The sequence below is a fragment of the Synechocystis sp. FACHB-383 genome (genome assembly GCF_014698605.1).
In the GTDB taxonomy this organism is placed as follows: Bacteria; Cyanobacteriota; Cyanobacteriia; order Cyanobacteriales; family Microcystaceae; genus Synechocystis; species Synechocystis salina.
In genome coordinates this window covers 80,851-99,373 of record NZ_JACJTJ010000041.1, presented here as the reverse complement: position 1 = coordinate 99,373, position 18,523 = coordinate 80,851, and the positions used below count along the sequence as shown (strand labels likewise).

Below are 18,523 nucleotides of genomic sequence, written 5' to 3'. Positions count from 1 at the left end.
ATAATTTGAAACTTTTACAACTAACCTTTGCTATCAGTTATGATTTTTGATCTTTTTAAAATTATTTAAAGATTGGTTTGAAAGCGTAGCATTTATGAGTTTTAAAAATATGTATCTTGTGACTCAATTGATTTATAAAATATTTTTATGTAAAAGCTTATACAAAAAAATCAGTTATCTTTGGAGTTAAGATATAATCTTCTTTTCACTAGAGTAATTTATATTCCCATCTGTGATTAGTTATTTTGTCCAAAAAATTCTATCTTTTAAATGGCGATTAGGAAAAGACTCACCATTTAGTAGACTGTCGTTGACTCGATCCCAATTGGTTCGTCATCGCTTAATTATTTTATTTTTTATCGGATTTTTTTTAAGTTATTTCGCTGGTCTGATTTTGGGACCAGATAGTGTCTCTCAAACTAGTGGCAGTACAGCAAATTCCGCAATAACTTCGTTTAGGCTGCCATCAAATACAATCCGGAGATTAGTTGAAACCATACTCTTATTTATAGGAGGAATTATTCTTTGTATTCTATTGGATCGATGGTTTTTTAAGCGTTCTAATAGTAAAGACAATACACTGTTAGTCCAGGAGGCTCAACGTCTTAAACGATTAAATATTGGTTATCCTGAGGGAATGATTAATCTCATTATATTAAAAGAGCAAAAGTTATTGGAAAAACAGTTAGAACCCCTGGGGGTAACGGTCACTTGGACAAGTTTTTTGTCGGCATCTAGTCTAATTGAAGCCTTGAGTAAGGGATCAATTGATTTTTGTGGCGGCGGTGGAACAGCTAGTATTTTTTCCCAAGCAGCAGAACATGTTTTTATGAGGGTTGCTAAGGAAAAATATACGGTTTCTAAAGGTCAAGCAATTTTGGTACTAAATAATTCACCGATTAAAAATATAAAGGACTTAAAGGGGAAAAAAGTTGCATTTGATCAAGGTTCTAGTGCTCACTATGTATTAGTTAAAGCTTTGAATAAGGTGGGATTAGATTATACAGATATCGATCCAGTTTATTTAACTCAACCGGAGGCTTTACCTAAATTTTATGCAGGGGAAGTGGATGCTTGGGTTGTCTGGGTTCCTTATACGTCCACCGCTGTCAGGAGTAATTATCCTGGAAGGGTTTTAGTTGATTTAGAAGATATTTTTGGTGACCAAGCTTCTCTTGAAGTTCCAACTTTATATTATGCTATTCCTGAGCTGGTGCGAGATTATCCAAATATTTTAAAGGTTATTCTCGAAGAAGTGAATGAAGCGGGTACTTGGGCTAAAAAACAGGAACTAGAAGCAGCCAAGCGTTTGGTAGAACATCATCAATTAGATCCGGCAATTCTAATTAGTTTACAACAACGTAGTATTGAGAGGGCAATTATCCCAATTGACAATTTAACTCTTGACGCACTCCAGCGCCAAGCCAATATGTTTAGTGATCTAAAGCTAATTTTAGAACGAATTAACGTTAAGGATGGAACCTATAGTTTACAAACTCGACAAAATTGGACTTATTAGTTGTCTAGTTTTTAGCTAGATTTTTATCTATGACCCTAGATCAGTTGCGTGTGTTTTTAACTGTAGCTAAGCATCTTCATTTTACTAACGCCGCTGAGGAGCTATGTCTTACACAGCCAGCAGTTAGTACTGCAATTCATATTTTAGAATCTGATTACGGAGTGAAGCTATTTCATCGCATGGGCAGGAGGATTGAAATTACTTCAGCGGGAAAAATGCTTCAAGTAGAGGCACAAAAAATCCTAGCTCAAGTGACGTTAGCGGAGCGGGGCTTGAGAGAGTTAAATAATTTACAACAAGGGGAACTTAACTTAGGTTCTAGCTTGACCATAGGTAATTATTGGTTGCCGGAAAAAATCAGTAAATTTAAGCAAAAATATCCAGGAATTTCTGTTAATTGTACTTTGGCTAATGCTGATAATATTTGTGGTGGAACAGCGACCGGCTTATATGATTTAGGTGTTGTTGCTGGGGAAATTAAGCTTAACTTACAAAAGAATATTGCATCGGAAATTATAGGAAGAGACCGCCTACAGATTGTAGTTGGTCAAAGTCATTCTTGGTTTGATCAACCAGAAATTATGGTGGATGATTTAGTCAATACTAGTTGGGTTATGAGGGAGGCTGGTTCTGGCAGTCAACAGACTTTTGAACAGGCTTTACAAAATTGGGGTATTAATCCCCAGACTCTTGATGTTGCATTACTATTTAATAGTAGTGAAATGGTCAAGGCTGTGGTGGAAAGGGGAGTGGAAGCAACGGCCCTATCAGAATTAATGATTGGGAAAGAACTAAGATTAGATACTTTGCGCTCTATTAAGGTCTTTAATTCTTCCAAATTTGAAGAAATGATAATTACTAGACCAATATTAAAACTGAAACATATACAGCGTTTTCAAACTCGCATTGTTCAAGCTTTTGAGGAAATTCTCTGCCAAGATTTTGATGCGTGACTTCAGGGTTTAGCAGGAATAATTTGTTTTAAATCCAAAAATTTATGGTTTTTATCTCCCACCATCAACGAAAGATTACCGTTCCATTTTTCAATAGCTCGTTTTTGTAAAATCTCTGGGGTTAATGTGGCTTTAATTAATCGCTGGGCTTCCGCTTCCCCTTTTGCCAAATTAACCATGGCCTCTGCTTGTTTAACAGCTTTTTGGGCAATAAATTCAGCTTGTTTTGCTTCCTGCTCGGCAATTTGTTTTGCTTCTACCGCTTCCCGAAACCCCTTGGAAAAATGTATATGAACTAGAGAAAGGTCATCAATGGCAATGTGATAATTTTCCAGACGATTGATTAGCACTGTATCCACTTCTCTTTTAACTTGATCCCGTTTGGTAATAATTTTCTCGGCGGTATATTTAGCTAAAACAGCTTTTAAAACTTCTTCAATGGCGGGGTCAATGATGTGGTCTACTACTTGCTCCTGATTGCCTACTTGGGCAAAAACTTGATCAACAGCTCCCGGAATCAAATGCCAGTTGAGGGCCACATCGGTGAATACATCCTGGAGATCTTTGGATGATGCTTCTGCCTCAATTTCTCGTTTTTGGACTCTGGTATTCAAAATTTCCACTGTGTTCACCACCGGCAAAATTAAGTGTAAACCTTCCCCTAGCAAGGGTTTCTGCATTTTACCTAGGGTCAACAAAATGCCTTGGTGTCCTGGGGGAATCATTACCACAAAGGTAGAGGCGAACGCCAGGAGTACGAGTCCGAGAAGAAATCTGGCGATCGATAGTTTGTTGGGTTGGGACACTGACCGTGGTGAGGGATGGATAGAGGAAGGCTGGAGTTCCGTAGCCATAGGGATTTGCCTCGGACGCAATTTAAGTCGGGCTGAGGGAGTCGATTGTCGGAAAGGCTGAGCCCATAATAATTCATTGTAAAAACATTTTGAAATTATTTGCAAATTACATGAAAATAAATTAGGATACGCAGATTGGTCTTGGCTTGGGCATATGGCCATTCTGCTAGCGTTGTTTCTCTTTATCTATATTTTTGGGAGGTTGTTTTTATGTCTGCTATTAGTCAAATCTTGTCTAAGGGGCGTTGGCCTGGGCGTAAATTGTTAGTTAATGGGGGGTTATCACTGATTCTGGTTTTGGGCTTGTTCCTAGTTATGCCCATTTCCCAATGCTTAGCAGCGACTACAACGGAGTCAGCAGTGGTTACAGAAGAACCTGCATTAACGGTATTGCCTGCCCCGTGGCAAAAACTTGCCACTAAAACCCAATCTGTCTTGGCGGAAGCTGAGGGCCAACTAAAAACGGCGATCGCCGATTTGACCGCCGAACTTGATCAACTTACTACTGCAACGGATATTGCTGAACGGAAGCAATTAAAGAAATCCCTAGACAAGAAACAGGATGTCCTGGAAAATGTGGCGGATGATCTTGATGATTTAGCGGAAAAGATAGAGGATATTAGCCCCAAGCTTTTGGCAGAGGCCAATCTTGCACCTGAAGCTTTAGTCCAAGCAGAAGAGAGTTTTCAGCAAGCTCAACAGTCATTAGATCAAATTGCACAATTGATCGATCAGTTGGCTGACAGCACCGAAAAAGCTAAAGGAGGAAGCACCCCAGCCCTGCACTCAACCATTGAACAACAGTTGACAAAAGTGAATCAGACGTTGACTCAGGCTAAGCAATCCCTAGACTTTCTCAACGGCTCTGCCACCTAAGCTTTACACCTCACACATACTTAGCATTCCTCACCCTCGACTTATACGGATTCTAAATTTGGCTTTAATTGCCACCCCTGGCTAATGGTTGGGGGTCTTTTTTTGACCCGTGGCAGATTTTAACCAGAGTAAGGGACACAATTAGCAGAACATCTACGTTTTGATTGTTTTCAAACATAGAATGGATTGTAATTGTTTTGCATTTCGTGTATGCTACTATTGCGTTACGATTCAGTTCATTTTTTAGTCAAGGAAATTTGTTATGGCTCGATCCTTTTTCTCGTTGGGTAGTGCGGCGATCGCCGTTTTAATGGTGGGCAGTATCACCGCTTGCAACAATACCCCCACCGCCACCACCGAGCCCGGGTCAGGGTCAGGGGAAAATGCCAGTCAAGCTCCAGCGAATTTGACCTTGGTGAGTTATGCCGTCACCAGGGATGCCTTTGAAAGAATCATTCCTAAATTCACAGAAGAGTGGAAAACTAAAACCGGCCAGGATGTGACTTTTGAACAAAGCTATGGTGGTTCCGGTAGTCAGACTAGAGCCGTGGTGGATGGGCTAGATGCGGATATTGTTGCCCTGGCCCTCAGTTCCGACGTGCAAAAAATTGAAAGTGCCGGGCTAATTCAACCCGGTTGGGAAGAGGAAGCCCCCAATGGCTCCATTGTCACTAACTCCGTCATCGCCTTTGTGACTAGGGCATCGGACAACATCAAAGTGGAAAAATGGTCTGACTTGGCTAAACCAGAAGTTAAAGTGATCACCGCCAACCCCAAAACTTCCGGGGGCGCCCGCTGGAATTTCCTCGGCCTTTGGGGTTCAGTAACCAAAACTGGGGGCACAGAGGAGCAAGCTTTTGATTTTGCCAGTAAGGTTTTGGCCAATGCGCCGGTTTTGCCCAAGGATGCGCGGGAATCCACCGACGTTTTCTATAAACAGGGTCAAGGCAATGTTTTGCTCAACTACGAAAATGAAGTGCTGTTAGCCAAACAAAAAGGGGAAAATCAACCCTATATCATTCCCCAGGATTTCAATGTTTCCATTAGTGGCCCAGTGGCCGTTGTGGATACCAATGTAGATAAAAAAGGAACCAGGGAAGTGGCTGATGCCTTTGTGCAATATCTTTTTACTCCAGAAGCACAACAAATTTTTGCTGAAACAGGATTTCGTCCTGTGAATGAGGAAGTGCTAACCAAGTTTGCTAACCAATTTCCTAAAGTTGAAAATTTAGCCACCATTGAAGAATTTGGCGGTTGGAAAAAAGCCCAAACCGAATTCTTCGATGAAGGGGGTATTTTCGACCAAGTTATTACCAAAATTGGTAAGCAATAATAATTCTAAGTAATTTTGGTTGAAGCTAATTAACCCATGCAAATATCAACTTTCTCTCACCTCCATAGCCAGAGTTCCCAACGAACTACCGAGGTAACCCTCTACCTAACTATTCCAGAAAGCTATCGTCAAGAACCAATTGTGACCCAACTGGTGAGCCGCTATCGACTCCAGGTCAATATCCTGGCGGCAACTTTGGGCACTAACGGCGGTCAAGGTCAATTTAAATTAACTTTAATTGGCCATGCCGAAGCAATTAATGACGCCTTAGCTTATCTAGAAGAATTGCAAGTCACTATAGTTTTAGATCAGGAATCAGACGGCTGGTAACATGACCACAAATCTTCCTTTTTCTTCCCTACCAAAACAACTGATTAAATTTAGTTTTTGGCAATCTATTTCTGTGCCCTGGGTGGTAACCATTATTTATCTTTTACTGATTTTATGGTTACCCATTGCTGCCCTCCTGTTTAAATCCGCCTCCTTGGGTTCAGAAGGATTTTGGCAAATTGCCACCACTCCCATTGCTATTTCAACTTATAACGTCACCTTTCTCACGGCCTTAGCAGCGGGGATTGTCAATGGTGTGATGGGCACGTTAGTAGCTTGGGTGTTGGTGCGCTATCAATTTCCCGGCAAAAAAATTGTCGATGCCATCATCGATTTACCTTTTGCTCTGCCCACCTCCGTTGCTGGTTTAGTGTTGGCAACTTTGTATAGTCAAACAGGATGGGTTGGTCGCTTCTTTGCTCCCTTTGGCATTCAAATAGCTTTCAGTCGCGTGGGGGTATTTGTGGCTATGGTTTTCATTTCCTTGCCCTTTATTGTGCGAACTTTACAACCAGTTTTACAGGAGTTGGAAGAAGAAGCAGAGGAGGCCGCTTGGTCTTTGGGGGCAACGGAATTTCAAACCTTTTGGCGAGTAATTTTCCCCCCTTTAATTCCCCCCATTTTAACCGGAGTGGCTTTGGGCTTTTCCCGGGCGGTGGGGGAATATGGCTCCATCGTTTTAATTGCTTCTAACATTCCTTTTAAAGATTTAATTGCTCCAGTATTAGTGTTTGAGAGGTTGGAGCAATATGACTACGCAGGAGCAACAGTAATTGGAGCGGTGCTACTTTTTGTTTCCCTGATTTTACTGCTAATTATTAACCTACTGCAACAATGGGGCCGTCGCTATGCTAACAGTTAATTCACCCAAAACTTTTAAGATTAAATATCTTCTCATCATCCTGGTTTTATTTTATTTAGTTTTGGTTTTACTACTACCGGCGATCGCCGTTTTTTACGAAGCTTTTCATAAGGGAATAGAGCCATTTTTAGCAGCCATGGGAGATCGTAATTTTCAGTCAGCTTTGCAGTTAACCGTTGTCATGGCGCTGATTTCTGTTCCTTTGAACACGGTATTTGGTCTCTGTGCCGCTTGGGTATTAGCTCGTAATCAATTCCCCGGTCGAGCTTTATTTTTAAGCATTTTAGATTTACCTTTCTCCATCTCCCCCGTGGTAGCCGGCTTGATGATTGTTCTGCTCTACGGCAAGGATGGCTGGATTGGTAGCTGGTTCGCCGCCCTCGATGTGCAAATACTGTTTGCTGTACCTGGCATGGCGATCGCCACTATTTTTGTGACCTTACCCTTTGTGGCCAGGGAAGTGATTCCCGTACTGGAAGAATTGGGGCCGGAACAGGAAGAGGCCGCCCGCACCTTGGGGGCGAAGGATTGGCAAATTTTCTGGCGAGTGACGTTGCCAAATATCCGTTGGGGCTTACTTTATGGGGTTCTTTTAACCAATGCTCGGGCTATGGGGGAATTTGGGGCCGTGGCGGTAGTTTCCGGCAGTATTTTAGGCAAAACCAGTACTCTGCCAATTTTTGTAGAACAGGAATACAAAAACTATCAAACGGAAGCGGCATTTGGAGCGGCAGTGGTATTAGCTTTACTGGCAGTGGTAACCCTAGTTGTAAAGGAAATTTTAGAGCAACGTACTGGTCACCACAAAACTGTTTAACTTTGAAGTTAAGTTTGTCTCAAATCCGTTTTTTGTTTATCAATCTAACTTTTCACATTTAACAGAGGACATGGCAATGAGTATTGTAATTAATAACGTATCCAAAAACTTTGGTGATTTTACTGCTCTCAAGGATATTAACTTAGAAATTCCCAATGGCAAATTAGTGGCATTACTAGGTCCTTCCGGGTCTGGAAAATCAACTTTACTAAGGGCGATCGCCGGTTTAGAACCCCCCGACCAAGGACAAATTATTATTAATGGCCAAGATGCTACCCATGTGGACATTCGTAAACGTAACATTGGCTTTGTCTTCCAGCACTACGCTTTATTTAAACATTTAACTATTCGCCAAAACATTGCTTTTGGTTTGGAAATTCGCAAATCCCCCCGCAATCAAACCAAGGAAAAGGTAGAGGAATTATTATCCCTAATTCAATTGGAAGGACTGGGAAATCGCTACCCTTCCCAACTTTCTGGAGGACAACGGCAACGGGTGGCCTTGGCTCGAGCTTTAGCAGTACAGCCCCAGGTTTTATTACTGGATGAACCCTTTGGAGCCCTAGATGCCAAAGTAAGGAAAGAACTCCGTAGCTGGCTACGCAAATTACATGATGAAGTACACCTCACCAGTGTATTTGTTACTCACGACCAGGAAGAAGCCATGGAAGTAGCGGATGAAATTGTGGTGATGAGTAACGGCAAAATTGAGCAAGTTGGCACAGCGGAAGAAATTTATGAGCATCCCGCTAGTCCCTTTGTGATGGGTTTCATTGGCGAAGTTAATATTTTGCCCCGTAATGCTTCCCTCTTTAACCACCATGCTTTTGAACCTAACCATAGTAATAATGGGCATCAGGATCCGGTTTTTGTCCGTCCCCATGATTTTGAATTATTAAGGGAAGCGGACGATGCCAGCGTAGCAGGTACGATTAAAAGAGTTATTCACCTAGGTTCAGAAATACAAGTGGAGGTAATACTAACGGATAACACCGTTGTGCTTGCCTACCTAAACCGGGAACAAGGGCAACAGCTTAACCCTAAAGTTGGGCAAAAAGTATTTATTAAACCCCGAGTTGCTAAAGTTTTTGCTGGAGCTTCTTCCGCCGTTTCTACTGATTTTATTTATGGTACGGGCATTTGAACATGATTCAAAAAGGCGATCGGGCGAGTAACGGAAATTGCCTTAAGCTGGTGGATGTTGTTTGCCAGCGGATAAATCCTTGATGGAAACCGTCGAAGCGGACTATGGAACTTTAACTCCGCCGCAAAAACGGCAACGGTTGCAGCAGTTGGCCTGTTTATTTTTGCGGTTAGGACTTTTTTCCTTTGGTGGCCCTGCGGCCCACACTGCCATGATGGAAGAGGAAGTGGTGCGGCAACAGCAATGGCTCAGCCACGAAAAATTTTTAGATTTGATCGGGGTGACCAATTTAATTCCCGGGCCTAATTCCACCGAGTTAGCCATTCACCTGGGCTATGAACGGGGTATATGGGCCGGCTTGGTTATTGCTGGATTTGCCTTCATTTTGCCGGCCATGGTGGTGGTCTGGTTAATGGCGATCGCCTATGTTCACTACCAATCAGTGCCAGCGGTGGGTAATATGCTTTACGGCATTCAGCCCATGATTATTCCCCTGATCGGGCAAGCTTTATGGAAACTAGGCCAGAAAGCACTCAAAACTCCCCTCACCATCGGGGCGGCGGTGTTGGTGATGGTGGGCACAGTCTCGGCTCAACCGGAAATCTTACTGTTACTGCTGGCCGGTTTAGCTCTGATATTGATCCAAATGGGGCGGGGAGGGCTCCAGTCTTTACCGCTGATCTTTTTGCCCTTGGGTCAACTCAATGCTTCCCCTGCGTTACCCGTCAGTGGCACCAACCCTTGGTCTGTGTTTGGCATTTTCCTCAAAATCGGTTGTCTGCTTTATGGCGGCGGTTACGTGTTGTTTGCCTTTTTGCAAGCTGACCTAGTGGATCGTTTGGGCTGGCTAACTTCCCAACAATTGCTAGATGCGATCGCCATTGGTCAAATTACCCCTGGTCCGTTATTCACCACTGCCACTTTTATCGGTTATCTATTAGCGGGCAACCCGGGGGCGATCGCCGCTACGGTGGGCATTTTTTTTGCTGGTGGCCCTGGTCAATCCCTGGGTCAGTACCCTACAAAAGTCATTAATTTTCCGAGCTTTTCTGGATGGCGTTAATGCCGGTGCCTGGGGTTTAATGGTGGTCACTACCATTGGTTTAGCCCGTTCTGCCCTTATTGATCCCTTGACCATCGGCCTGGCGGTGCTAGGGGCGATCACCCTGGGACGATTTTTCATCAGTTCCCATTGGTTAGTGGTCTTTGGTGCATTGGTGGGCTTAATTAGCCAAAGCTGGCCAATGCTTTAATGACCTAGCCATTAATTTAGCCGAGAAAATAATGCAAAAACTTAAGCCCCTGACGGCCTAAATATGTAGTTTTATTGCAGGGGTAAGGGCTCCCTTGACTTGCGTTCACTCGGAAATAATGATAGGTAGGAGAACTAAAATGGCTTGCCCAAGCCCCTTAACTATAAACTGCCGTTGGGAGAACCTTTTAAATGCGAGACGCGGTTACCACTTTAATAAAAAGCTATGATTTGACCGGTCGTTATCTAGACCGGAACGCCATGGACGAGCTCAAAGCTTATTTTGAGTCTGGTGCGGCTAGGATTGCCGCCGCCGCCATGATTAACGCTAATTCGGCCACCATCGTCAAACGGGCCGCCGCCCAATTGTTTGAAGAAATCCCCGAACTAATCCGCCCCAGTGGTAATGCCTACACCACCCGTCGTTTTTCCGCCTGCCTGCGGGATATGGACTATTACCTGCGCTACGCCAGTTATGCCCTCATTGCCGGGGACAATAACGTGCTGGATGAGCGGGTTCTGCAAGGACTACGGGAAACCTACAATTCCCTGGGAGTACCCATTGGGCCCACGGTGCGGGGCATTCAGATCATGAAGGAAATGATTGAAGCCATGGCGGAAGATGCCAATCTGAGCACCGCAGATTTCATTGCTTCTCCCTTTGACCACATGACCAGGGAACTGAGCGAAGTTTCTGTGTAGCAACTTTTTAACCTCGGAAGCATTTCCGCAAGAGAATTGCTTTACCAAAATAAGTAACTCGACCTCAAGTTAAATGGAGGCCCACAGTAGGAGATGAATTTTCCCTACTGTATTTTTTTCGCTTTCATCAATCGGATGTTTCAGCTTGGTAATCCACTGGGGTAGCCGATAGGGTTAATAACTGACGGAGCTTATCGGTGTCCAAACGGGTGAGCCAATTTTCCCCCGCATCCACTGTCTGTTCCGCTAACTGTTGTTTGTCTGCCATCATGGCATTAATTTTTTCCTCCAAAGTACCTGTGCAAACAAATTTATGCACTTGGACGTTGCGGGTTTGGCCAATGCGAAAAGCCCGATCCGTGGCTTGGTTTTCCACCGCCGGATTCCACCACCGGTCCACATGAAACACATGGTTGGCCCTGGTGAGGTTAAGCCCTGTGCCCCCAGCCTTGAGGGAGAGAATAAATAAATGGGGACTGTGGGGGTCGTGCTGGAACCTTTCCACCAGAGCTTGTCGCTGGGCGGCGGGGGTGCCTCCATGGAGATAAAGCACCTCTTGGTTAAAGTGTTTTTCCAGATAGGGTTTGAGCAGATGGCCCCAACTGGCAAATTGGGTGAAAATTAATGCCCGATCGCCTTCGCTGATCATTTCTTCGAGCATTTCCGCCAGACGGATCAGTTTGCCGGAGTGGTGCCCGTGGGTAATGGCGGGTTTTTTCAACAATAAATCGGGATGGTTACAGACCTGTTTGAGCTTGGTCAATAGGGTGAGGACTAAACCGTGGCGTTGAATGCCTTCACTGTTGGCGATCGCCGTGAGGGACTCTTCCACCAATTGTTGATATAAATTGGCTTGCTGCTGGGACAGGTCACAGAATACGGTCATTTCCTGTTTTTCGGGCAGGTCTTGGATAATAGTTTGGTCTGTTTTCAGGCGTCGCAAAATAAACGGTCGCACCAAATTACGCAAAATTAACAGGGACTGGCGATCGCCAAATTTTTCGATGGGGTTGGCAAAGCGCCGTTGGAAAAAGCTTTGGGTGCCCAGGAAACCGGGATTTAAAAATTCCAAAATTGACCAGAGTTCCGTCAGTCGATTTTCCACCGGAGTCCCCGTTAAGGCAATGCGAAAACCCGCTGGCAATTGCCGGGCCGCTTGGGATTGTTTAGCCTGGGGATTTTTAATATTTTGGGCTTCGTCCAGCACCACCCCCTGCCAGTCCACCAATTTCAAACTGCTAAAGTCCCGTTGCAACAAAGCATAACTGGTAAGAACAATTTGCTGGTCTTTGACCTGTTTGACTAAAGGTTGTCCCTTTTTACGGCGATCGCCATGGTGTAAAACCGTATTTAGCTGGGGGGCGAACTTATTAATTTCGTGTTGCCAATTGCTCATTACCGACGTAGGGCAAACGATCAGCACCGGCTTAACTAGCATGTCTTCAGCGGCTAAATGGAGCAAAAAAGCCAGTAATTGAGGAGTTTTGCCCAGACCCATATCATCTGCCAAGCAAGCTCCCAGACCCCAGCGCTCCAAAAAGGCTAACCAACCCACACCCCGAGCTTGGTAAGGCCGCAGAGTGCCCTGGAAACCCGGTGGGGTAGCAATGGGCTCCACTCCCTGGGGATTGCGGAGGGTATCAATCAACTCCTGTAACATGCCCCGAGCGGCAAATTGGGTCACTGGCAACTTAGATACGGTCTGCAAATCGCCAATGCTGAGGCGTAGGGCATCTTCCACCGTTAGGGGAGGGGCGGATTGTTGTTGCTGGAGAATGGCCTTGGCGGCCCGCACGTCCGCTGGTTGCAGGGTAATCCATTCCCCGTCTAGCACCACCAGGGGAGATTTTTGGGCCAGCAAACCTTCAAAGTCTGCATTAGTTAATAAGCGGGCATTGTCCCCAGTGCCCATCATCAATTGCAGGTCATAGTTAATTAAGCTTTGCAGGGTGAGCCGCTGGCCTTTTTGCCGTTGCACTTCCCCCACTACCTTGACCCCCAAGCGTTTAGCGGTGCCGCCCCGTTCTAACCCCGCCGGCAGGATTACCCCCAGTCCCCGGTCCCGCAACTGATGGCCGATCGCCAGGATAAATTCGTAGGCTTGAATGGCATCTAGTTCACATCCTGTGGGGCAGCGTTGGGCCAAACTGTCGGCAATGGGTTCATAGATTTGGGCCGCCACTCCTAAGCCCCGCAGTAAACTTTCTGCTCCTTGCTCCACTCTGCGGCCCTGCCACACTAGGCGATCGCCGGTCATGGCCCAGAGGGCAGCGGCCGGTAGCCAGAATTTTCCATCATCCAAGGCTTGTAAACCATATTCCAATTGCCAGATGCCGCCAGCACCATCCACCGGGGGCTGTAACCGCAGGGAACCCCGCCATTGCCGTTGGGCTAGGGCTTGGTTGCTTTGTTGCCCCAGATAACCTTGGACTGGCAGATACCAATGGTCCAGGGTTGTGGCTAAACGTTGCAGAGCTTTACCCGTACCCAGGGAAGTTTGCTCCGGCTGGGTCAGGCCCTTGAGCCAACCATTTAACCAAGCTTCTTTGGCATTACTAATGGCGGGACTAGTGACCTCGATCTGGGCTTGGACTAATTGTTGGAGTAAATCCACCACTACCCCTTGAGCCGCTTCGGTTTCGGGCGTCAGGGCCAGGGCACAGGGAGGGACTCTCTGGGTAAATTGGGCCAGATAGGTTTGGTCTTGGATGCTATCGAGGATGGGAATCCATTGAGCGTAGTAACCGCCGTCTTGCCCCATTTGCCCTAGCCCCGGCACAAATTTGCCCCGCAGAACTAAATCCAAACACCAGCGGTGCAATTGACCGTAAAAATAAAATTCTGATCCCAAGCTGGTTAGGACCTGGCCTCCCAGGGGAATGGATTGCAGCAACGTTAACGTTTGCTTGGGGGTCAAACTCATCCCAGTAATTTGCCACGATCGCCAGTGGAGGTATTTCGCATCCATGGCCACGGGGTCTTGCCCTGTAACAAAGGGCAGGGGAATTTTTTGCTGACAATGGCTTGGTAAATGAAGCGTTAAAGTTTGCTCCGTTACCTTGTCCGCTGGGGGAAAAGCCAGGGGCACATTAGACCAAGCCTGAACCAAGGCCGGTACATCCAACGCAAAGGGATGGCGATCGCCAGTGGTTTCTGGCAGGGTAGTACCCCAGGTATCCGCCCAAAGAAACAGTCTGCCGCCGTTTTCCCCGTGGGAAGGTTGCCAATTACCGTGGATAGTCGCCATAGGATCTAGTTTCTGGTCTGTCCCATTCTATGGCGATTGGTTATTCTTGATTAGGGATGGGTCTCTGTCCCCCTAACCTCAGCCATCGCTCTTTTTGATCACCATGAGCCAAAGTCGCCAAACTCCCTTGCGGGCCACCCTGCAAAGTCAGTTCTCGATTATTGTCAGTTTTCTAGCCATTTTTTGGCTACTGGAAATCTTGGATGCGTTTGTTTTTCGGGGCAGCCTGGATCAATTTGGCATTTATCCCCGCTCCTTGGAAGGTCTGAGGGGAATCCTATTTGCCCCCTTTCTCCATGCCGACTTCGGTCATTTAATTGCCAATAGCGTTCCCTTTGTGATTTTGGCTTGGCTGGTGATGCTCCAGGAAGTGAGCGACTTTTGGATTGTGACTGGGATCACCATGGTGGTGGGGGGCTTGGGAGTCTGGTTGATTGCGCCCTCTAACACTGTCACCGTGGGGGCCAGCATTCTGATTTTTGGTTACCTGGGATTTTTATTACTGCGGGGTTGGTTCCAAAAAAACCTGGCATCCATTGGGCTTTCCATCATTGTCCTTGTTCTCTACGGTAGTGCTCTCTGGGGCTTACTACCCGGTCGGCCGGGGGTTTCTTGGCAGGGCCATCTATTCGGCTTCATCGGTGGGGCGATCGCCGCTTGGTTAATTGCCAGGGAAAAGCATTACTACAGCAAAAATTAGGGAGATTTTTAAAATATTGGTTAACAATGATCCTGAACTTTCCCAGAACTACTTCTGCTTAAGAATTAATAGGGTGACATCATCCTCTTGGGGTTGGTCCCCCAAAAAATGCTTCAGATCGGCGATCGCCTGGTGGCGGATTTCCGCTGGGGTCTGGTGTCGATGCTGGGAAAGTACTGTTTGCAACCGTTCTATGCCGTAAAATTCCCTCTTAATATTCATCGCTTCGGTGATGCCATCGGTGTAGAGCACAGCCAAATCACCACTGTTTAAACTAATTTCCCGCTCTGTCACAAAGGCACTAATATCCTGTTCCAAACCCAGGGGAAAGCCCAACTCAAACGTGTCAATCTGTTCCGTTTCCCCGTTACTGCGGATAATTAACACCTCCTCATGTTGCCCACTCAGACGGATTAACCCCGCTTCATATTGCAACAAACTTAAGGTCATATTTTTAGAAGATCCCATGCGTCTGGTGTTTTCATAGATGGTGCGGTTCATGGCGCTCAACAGTTTGACCGGATCCGTGACCCCATGTTCTAACAAAGTCCGCAGGGCCGTTTGGGCCATAATCATCACCAAACTGCTTTCTAAATCGTGCCCGGTAACGTCACCAATGCTAATTCTGACTTGGCCATTAGTTTGCAACACATCGTAATAATCTCCCCCCACCTCCGTAGCCGATTCCATAAAACCGGCAATTTCTAGGCCGGCCACCGCTGCCAGTTCCTGTTCCGAAGGCATTAACATCTGTTGCAATTGGCGGGTGATGTCAATTTCCGCCTCTAGCCGTAAATTTTCGTCCTGTAATTTTTCCATGAGGCGACAGAGGGCATCGGCCACCGTGTTAAAGGCGTGGACCACTTCCGCCATTTCATCCTGGGTTTGTAATTCCACCGCTTTAGTTTGACTGCCCGCCACCATTTTTTCCGCTGCACTGCTCAAACTAGCGATGGTAGCCATGACGCTGGCATAGAATCCCCAAAATAAATAGGCGGCGATCGCCAGAGTAGCCAACACAAAGGTGCTAAGGAGCCATTGCCGTTGCTGGAACCGTTGAATACGCTCGGACAGTAGTTGGTCTAATTCTGGGCTGAGCATCCGCCAAAAATGTAAACTGTTCAGTAAACTCCATTGGCTCTGCTGGCTTAAAGCCGGGTCATCGAGCTTAGTTTGTCCTGAAATTACCCTAGTTAAACTTCGATCCAATGCTTCTAGGGCGTTGGCCAAACCATGGAGACCATTACTTACCCTCGGTTGTAGTTTTTGATTAGCATTGTGGGTGAAGGCCACCCCAAGGTTTTTGACCAAACTTTCCCTGAGCTGGGTCAACTGGGCCTTAATCACTAGCAATCGGGATTCTTCTGTGGGGGAAAGGCCGGAGCCGGAGTGGGAAGCAATGATAGTACCTAGTTGGGCCACATCCGTTTGCAGTTGGGGTAATTTGAGCAACAGTGCTTCCATCAGGTAATAACTATCCAAATCCGGATCAAGAATGAGATTGGATTGGTCTCCCACTTTGTTACGCAGCACGGCGATCGCCTGGAGAATTTCTTCGGGGTTAGTTTCCTTGTTATTCCGCCTGGTTGATAAAGCTTCTTCTAGGGCAACATAATCCGTTGCTGTATGCAATTTTTGCCCCCAACGGTCCTGAACTTGTTCTAAATGTTCCACAGGGCACTGCCAATGGCTTGACTCCAAAGGCGTGAGGGGTTCTGTCAGCACCGTTTGTTGCAATTGTTGCAGAGGACCTAGGTATGCCAAGCCCTGTTGCTCTAGCTGGGCAAACTGAATTTGACCTTGAATTTCGGACAGAAGCAGGAAAATAGCCAAACCCAAGGGCAACAAAAAGCAAACACTGATCAGGGCAAACTTTTGGGGATAGTGTAAGCGATTAATCAAGCCCACCGCTGGTTTGAGCATCCTTTGGCCCACAGTTACTGGCTCCATAACTTTTTCCATCACCGCAACAACACCCTTTTAAAACTCTTTCTAAGACTACCCAGGGGCAACTCTAGCCACAGTAGGGTCTTTCCGCTCCCAACGCTAGCATAATCCTGGAGAGATTATCATTCGGGAAAAGCAATGGCCAAACCTTGTTTCCGTCAACTCCTAGGCACTGCGTTGCCACTGTTATGATCAAAGCTCAATGCCAAGCATTGTCTTGGAATTTTTCCCTTTTTGCCCATGCCCCTGCCCCGTTTACTGACCATTGTCCTCGCTGTGAGCTTCATTTTGGGGATGGTGATTTGGCTCATTGACGCCATTCTGAGGCTCTACTCCCAGGTGGCTTGGACTTCTCCTTTTTTGGCCAATATTGTCATTTTGCTAGTGATTGGGGTGCTGGCCCTGTTAATTGCTACTTTTTTTTACTATTTCAACCTAGCCAACCAGCCCAAAGATACTGCCGCTAAAAAACGGCGACGCATTAAATTACCAGAGCAGAAAAACGAAACAGCGGCGGCCAATCTACAAGCAGTGCGGCGGCAGATGCAGCAAATTCAAGACCAGGTGGCTCAAAAAGCTTTGCTGGAAAAAACCCGATTAATTGAAGCCCAGTTGCAACGGGGGAATTTGAACCTGGTGGTATTTGGCACAGGGGCGGCGGGCAAAACCTCTTTGGTTAATGCCTTATTGGGGCAAATTCAGGGGGAAGTGGCCCCCACCATGGGCACCACGATCGCCGGGGAGAAATATTACCTTTACCTGGATGGGGTCAGTCGGGACTTGGAAATCACCGATACACCGGGCATTTTGGAGGCGGGGGTGCGCGGTACCGAACGGGAAACGGCGGCTCGGCAATTGGCCACGGAGGCGGACCTACTTTTGTTCGTGGTGGATAATGACCTGCGCCAGTCCGAATATGAACCCCTCAGGGCCCTGGCTAAAATTGGCAAGAGATCTCTACTAATTCTCAATAAAGCTGATTTATATCCCCCTGATGAGGTAGAAATCTTACTGCAAACCCTCCGGCAACGGGTCAAAGCCTTTATTCCCCCGGAAGATGTGTTGGCGATCGCCGCCCGACCCCAGGATGTGGCCATTCAACCGGGATTACTGATGAGGCCAGAGCCGGAAATTGAGCCTTTGGTCAAACGTTTAGTCGCCGTATTGCGTAGTGATGGGGACGATTTGATGGCGGATAATATCCTGTTGCAATCCCAACGGCTAGGGGAGGAAGCCCGGCAAATTATCGAGCAACAACGGCAACGGGAAGCGATGAAAATCATTGACCGTTACCAGTGGATTGGGGCCGGGGCCATTGCGGTTACGCCTCTGCCGGTGATTGATTTGTTGGCCACTACGGCCATCAATGCCCAGATGGTAGTGGAGATCGGTCGGGTCTATGGCTGTGAAATTGACGGCGATCGGGGCAAAGAATTGGCGATTTCCTTGGGCAAAACCTTTGTAGGGCTAGGCATTGTCAAAGGAGCGGTGGAGTTGATGGCCCAGGCCATGCAGTTGCAACTCACCACCTACATCATCGGTAAAGCGATCCAGGGGGTCACAGCGGCTTATCTGACCCGCATTGCTGGCAAAAGTTTTATTCAATATTTCCGTCAGGATCAGGATTGGGGCGATGGCGGTGTGGCCCAGGTGGTGGAACAACAATTTCAACTCAGCCGCAAAGATGAATTCATTCAGGCCTTCGTCAAACAGGCGATCGCCAAAGTAGTGGAACCCCTGGAAGATTTTTGGGGTAAAGAGACGGTTGAAAATACCCCAGAACAGCTAGAACCATTGCCAGAACTAGAAAATTTAATCACCCTGGAAGAAGAATTAATCGAAGCCACTTTGCCAGAACCGGAAGTTTACCGTACCCGCTACGCCGATTGGCATAGCCCCCCACCCCAACGCCAGGATGACTGGTAATTAACCCATGGCGGCCATGGCAGAAGAATTGTAAAAATTATAAACACATAAAAAAGACGAC

At 46.5% G+C, this 18,523-nt stretch carries 14 protein-coding genes and 1 pseudogene; 12 read left to right on the top strand and 3 right to left on the bottom strand.

Annotated features, from left to right (window positions below; translation table 11 throughout):
- The first annotated feature begins 232 nt into the window (after nucleotides 1-232).
- On the top strand, nucleotides 233-1,519 hold the full coding sequence (locus tag H6G45_RS12320) for an aliphatic sulfonate ABC transporter substrate-binding protein (RefSeq protein ID WP_199309740.1): 1,287 nt from the start codon (nucleotides 233-235) through the stop codon (nucleotides 1,517-1,519).
- 29 nt (nucleotides 1,520-1,548) lie between these two features.
- On the top strand, nucleotides 1,549-2,472 hold the full coding sequence (locus H6G45_RS12315) for a LysR substrate-binding domain-containing protein (protein WP_190598711.1): 924 nt from the start codon (nucleotides 1,549-1,551) through the stop codon (nucleotides 2,470-2,472).
- Nucleotides 2,473-2,474: 2 nt separating this feature from the next.
- Here the strand turns inward: H6G45_RS12315 and H6G45_RS12310 are convergent, their stop codons facing one another.
- Nucleotides 2,475-3,326, bottom strand: a complete 852-nt coding sequence (locus H6G45_RS12310) for a prohibitin family protein (protein WP_190598710.1) — start codon at nucleotides 3,324-3,326, stop codon at nucleotides 2,475-2,477.
- A gap of 210 nt (nucleotides 3,327-3,536) precedes the next feature.
- Between H6G45_RS12310 and H6G45_RS12305 the strand changes: the two genes are divergently transcribed.
- The 8 genes and pseudogenes from H6G45_RS12305 to apcB all read left to right on the top strand — a co-directional run bounded on the left by H6G45_RS12305 (nucleotide 3,537) and on the right by apcB (nucleotide 10,642).
- Nucleotides 3,537-4,202, top strand: a complete 666-nt coding sequence (locus H6G45_RS12305; RefSeq protein ID WP_190598709.1) for a hypothetical protein — start codon at nucleotides 3,537-3,539, stop codon at nucleotides 4,200-4,202.
- A gap of 262 nt (nucleotides 4,203-4,464) precedes the next feature.
- On the top strand, nucleotides 4,465-5,535 hold the full coding sequence (locus tag H6G45_RS12300) for a sulfate ABC transporter substrate-binding protein (RefSeq protein ID WP_190598708.1): 1,071 nt from the start codon (nucleotides 4,465-4,467) through the stop codon (nucleotides 5,533-5,535).
- 36 nt (nucleotides 5,536-5,571) lie between these two features.
- Nucleotides 5,572-5,865 carry an NIL domain-containing protein gene (locus H6G45_RS12295; protein WP_190598707.1) on the top strand — a complete coding sequence of 98 codons (294 nt, stop codon included), beginning with the start codon at nucleotides 5,572-5,574 and terminating at the stop codon, nucleotides 5,863-5,865.
- A gap of 1 nt (nucleotide 5,866) precedes the next feature.
- Nucleotides 5,867-6,727 carry a sulfate ABC transporter permease subunit CysT gene (cysT, locus tag H6G45_RS12290; RefSeq protein ID WP_190598706.1) on the top strand — a complete coding sequence of 287 codons (861 nt, stop codon included), beginning with the start codon at nucleotides 5,867-5,869 and terminating at the stop codon, nucleotides 6,725-6,727.
- Nucleotides 6,714-7,544: a sulfate ABC transporter permease subunit CysW gene (gene cysW / locus H6G45_RS12285; protein WP_190598705.1), complete on the top strand. Its 831-nt coding sequence runs from the start codon at nucleotides 6,714-6,716 to the stop codon at nucleotides 7,542-7,544. Before cysT ends, cysW begins: the two co-directional genes overlap by 14 nt.
- Nucleotides 7,545-7,620: 76 nt before the next feature.
- Nucleotides 7,621-8,688, top strand: coding sequence for a sulfate/molybdate ABC transporter ATP-binding protein (locus tag H6G45_RS12280; protein ID WP_190598704.1), 1,068 nt, complete (start codon nucleotides 7,621-7,623; stop codon nucleotides 8,686-8,688).
- A gap of 82 nt (nucleotides 8,689-8,770) precedes the next feature.
- Nucleotides 8,771-9,941, top strand: a pseudogene (locus H6G45_RS12275) (chromate transporter).
- A 191-nt stretch (nucleotides 9,942-10,132) separates the two neighbouring features.
- Nucleotides 10,133-10,642, top strand: coding sequence for an allophycocyanin subunit beta (apcB, locus tag H6G45_RS12270; RefSeq protein WP_190598703.1), 510 nt, complete (start codon nucleotides 10,133-10,135; stop codon nucleotides 10,640-10,642).
- Between the two features lie 127 nt (nucleotides 10,643-10,769).
- Here apcB and H6G45_RS12265 read toward each other — a convergent pair whose 3' ends face one another.
- A complete protein-coding gene (locus H6G45_RS12265) occupies nucleotides 10,770-13,889 on the bottom strand; it encodes a DEAD/DEAH box helicase (RefSeq protein WP_190598702.1) in 3,120 nt (1,039 codons plus the stop codon).
- Between the two features lie 103 nt (nucleotides 13,890-13,992).
- On the opposite strand from H6G45_RS12265, the gene H6G45_RS12260 reads away from it, so the two are divergent.
- Nucleotides 13,993-14,589, top strand: a complete 597-nt coding sequence (locus H6G45_RS12260; RefSeq protein WP_190598701.1) for a rhomboid family intramembrane serine protease — start codon at nucleotides 13,993-13,995, stop codon at nucleotides 14,587-14,589.
- Nucleotides 14,590-14,637: 48 nt separating this feature from the next.
- Here the strand turns inward: H6G45_RS12260 and H6G45_RS12255 are convergent, their stop codons facing one another.
- A complete protein-coding gene (locus H6G45_RS12255; RefSeq protein ID WP_242018155.1) occupies nucleotides 14,638-16,551 on the bottom strand; it encodes a PP2C family protein-serine/threonine phosphatase in 1,914 nt (637 codons plus the stop codon).
- 225 nt (nucleotides 16,552-16,776) lie between these two features.
- Between H6G45_RS12255 and H6G45_RS12250 the strand changes: the two genes are divergently transcribed.
- Nucleotides 16,777-18,462: a DUF697 domain-containing protein gene (locus H6G45_RS12250; RefSeq protein ID WP_190598700.1), complete on the top strand. Its 1,686-nt coding sequence runs from the start codon at nucleotides 16,777-16,779 to the stop codon at nucleotides 18,460-18,462.
- Nucleotides 18,463-18,523: the final 61 nt, after the last annotated feature.